Source organism: Streptomyces beijiangensis (assembly GCF_017315755.1).
In the GTDB taxonomy this organism is placed as follows: domain Bacteria; phylum Actinomycetota; class Actinomycetes; order Streptomycetales; family Streptomycetaceae; genus Streptomyces; species Streptomyces beijiangensis.
This window is the reverse complement of record NZ_JAFLRJ010000704.1, coordinates 1-2258: the sequence shown is the minus strand read 5'-3', so window position 1 is coordinate 2258 and position 2258 is coordinate 1. Positions and strand designations below refer to the sequence as shown.

At 69.1% G+C, this 2258-nt stretch carries 2 protein-coding genes; both read right to left on the bottom strand.

Going from position 1 to position 2258, the window contains the following annotated elements:
• Positions 1-130 precede the first annotated feature (130 nt).
• A complete protein-coding gene (locus J0695_RS38500; protein WP_206969497.1) occupies positions 131-1609 on the bottom strand; it encodes a GntP family permease in 1479 nt (492 codons plus the stop codon).
• A gap of 210 nt (positions 1610-1819) precedes the next feature.
• Positions 1820-2230, bottom strand: coding sequence for a RidA family protein (locus tag J0695_RS38495; protein ID WP_206969496.1), 411 nt, complete (start codon positions 2228-2230; stop codon positions 1820-1822).
• Between the last annotated feature and the right edge of the window lie 28 nt (positions 2231-2258).

Sequence of the window (2258 nt, the reverse complement as noted above, 5' to 3'; positions counted from 1 at the left end):
GGCGGCGGCGGGTAGGGGCCCTGGTCTCCGGTCTGCTGCTGCATGGTCCAAGTATGGCTGCGGCGCCCCGGGGGGCCGCTGTCGGTCCCCGGGGCGCCGGTTCGGTGCCGTACGCCTGCTTCTGCCGTGGCTAGATGATCAGGCTGAGCAGCGCCGCGACCACGAAGCCCGAGACCGAGAGGACCGTCTCCAGGACCGTCCAGGACTTCAGGGTGTCTCGTTCGGTGATGCCGAAGTACTTCGAGACCATCCAGAAGCCGCCGTCGTTCACGTGCGAGGCGAAGATCGAGCCCGCCGAGATCGCCATGATGATCAGCGCGAGGTGGGCCTGCGAGAGGTCCTGGCCCTCGACGAGCGGAACCACGATGCCGGCCGTCGTGACGATCGCGACCGTCGCCGAACCCTGCGCGACACGCAGGACCACGGAGATCAGCCAGGCGAGCAGAATGACCGGCAGACCGACGTCGTTGAAGGTCTTGGCGAGCGCGTCCGCGATGCCCGAGGCCTTGAGGACCGCGCCGAAGACACCGCCCGCGCCGACCACCAGAAGGATGTTCCCGACCGGCTTGAGGGACGCCGTCGAGACCTGCTCCAGCGACTTGCGCGACCAGCCGCGGCGGATGCCGAGCAGGTAGTACGCGAGGAAGAGCGCGATGGTCAGCGCCACGAAGGGGTGGCCGAAGAACTCGATGACCGAGCGGAACGTGGAGGGGTCGAGCGCGATCGAGGAGAACGTCGCCAGGAGGATCAGGACCAGCGGGGTGCCGATGATCGCCAGGACGGCGGTCAGGGCGACCGGCGCCTCCTGGGACTGCACTCCCTGCGACTGACGCTCGGCCAGAACCGCTGCCTTGGCCTCCTCGGATGCGTCGAGCATGTCCTGCGGGACCTCGACGAAGAGGCGCTTGCCGATCCAGGCGGCGTACACCCAGGCGCAGAGCAGCGCCGGGATGCCGACCGAGATGCCCATCAGGATGACCCAGCCAAGCGACACGTGGAACAGGGCCGCGGCAGCGACCGGTCCCGGGTGCGGGGGCAGGAAGGCGTGCGTCATCGAGAGGCCGGCGAGGAGCGGCATCGCGTACAGGATGATCGACTTGCCGGAGCGCTTGGTGGCCGCGTACACGATGGGCGCCAGCACGAAGATGCCGACGTCGAAGAAGACCGGGATGCCGAAGATGAGGCCGGTGAGGCCCATCGCGAGGGGCGCGCGCTTCTCGCCGAAGAGGTTGAGGAGGCGGGAGCTCAAGGTCTCGGCTCCGCCGGAGACTTCGAGGATCGCGCCGAGCATCGTGCCGAGGCCGATGATGATCGCGATATGGCCGAGCGTGCCGCCCATGCCGGTTTCGATGACCGAGACGGCGGTGGACTTCTGGACCGTGCCGAAGAGCTCGGTGACGGAGAGTCCCGCGCCGAGGCCGACGGCTATGGAGACCGCGAGGAGGGCGACGAACGGCTGGATCCTGACCTTGATGATCAGGAAGAGGAGCAGGGCGATCCCGAGCGCGGCGACGAGGAGCAGACCCGTCGTGCCGCCTATGAGCGGGAGCAGGCCGCCGGTGTGGGGTGTTGGCGGGGGGACTGCGGGTGCGGCGGAGGCGAGCATCATTGCGGGTAACTCCGGTGCTTGGGTGGGCGGTTCGAGGCATGGGGGACCGCGGCAGGGCGCCGCCGATGAGCGGATGGGCGCCGGGCCGTGGGAGTACGGGAGCACGTGCGGGGACTGGATTAAGAGACTCACTCGGGATCGCCGTGTGGTGGTGGGGGTGGTGCGCCGCCCGGGGCCGGGTCGCCCCGGGCGTGTGGTGCCGGCCGGCCTTTAGCCGAGTACCGCCAGGGCATCGATCTCGATGAGCAGGCCGGCGGGGAGGCCGACGTAGACCGTGGTGCGCGCCGAGGCCGGGGCCTTGAGGTTCTGGTCCTCGAAGTACGCGTTGTAGATCTCGTTGAGCTCGGCGAAGTGCGCGGTGTCGGTGAGGTAGACGCGCATCATCATCACGTCGTCCCAGCTCGCGCCGCCCTCCTCCAGGATCGCCTTCACATTGGCGAACGTCTGGAGGGTCTGCTCACGCAGGGTCGGGCCCGCGGGGGTGGGTGCCTGGCCTTCGACGGCCGGCAGGAAGCCGACCTGGCCGGCGACCTGGAGGATGTTGCCCTTGCGGACGCCGTGCGAGAACTTCGCGGGCGGGGCGGTGTGGGTGGCGGGAGTGAGTGCGGTCTTCTCGGTCATGCGTCTGATCCCTTGGGGGTGTTGGGGG

Bases quoted from the DNA above. Each gene is read 5' to 3' on its own strand.
- J0695_RS38500 (WP_206969497.1), bottom strand. From the start codon at position 1,609: ATGATGCTCGCCTCCGCCGCACCCGCAGTCCCCCCGCCAACACCCCAC.
- J0695_RS38495 (WP_206969496.1), bottom strand. From the start codon at position 2,230: ATGACCGAGAAGACCGCACTCACTCCCGCCACCCACACCGCCCCGCCC.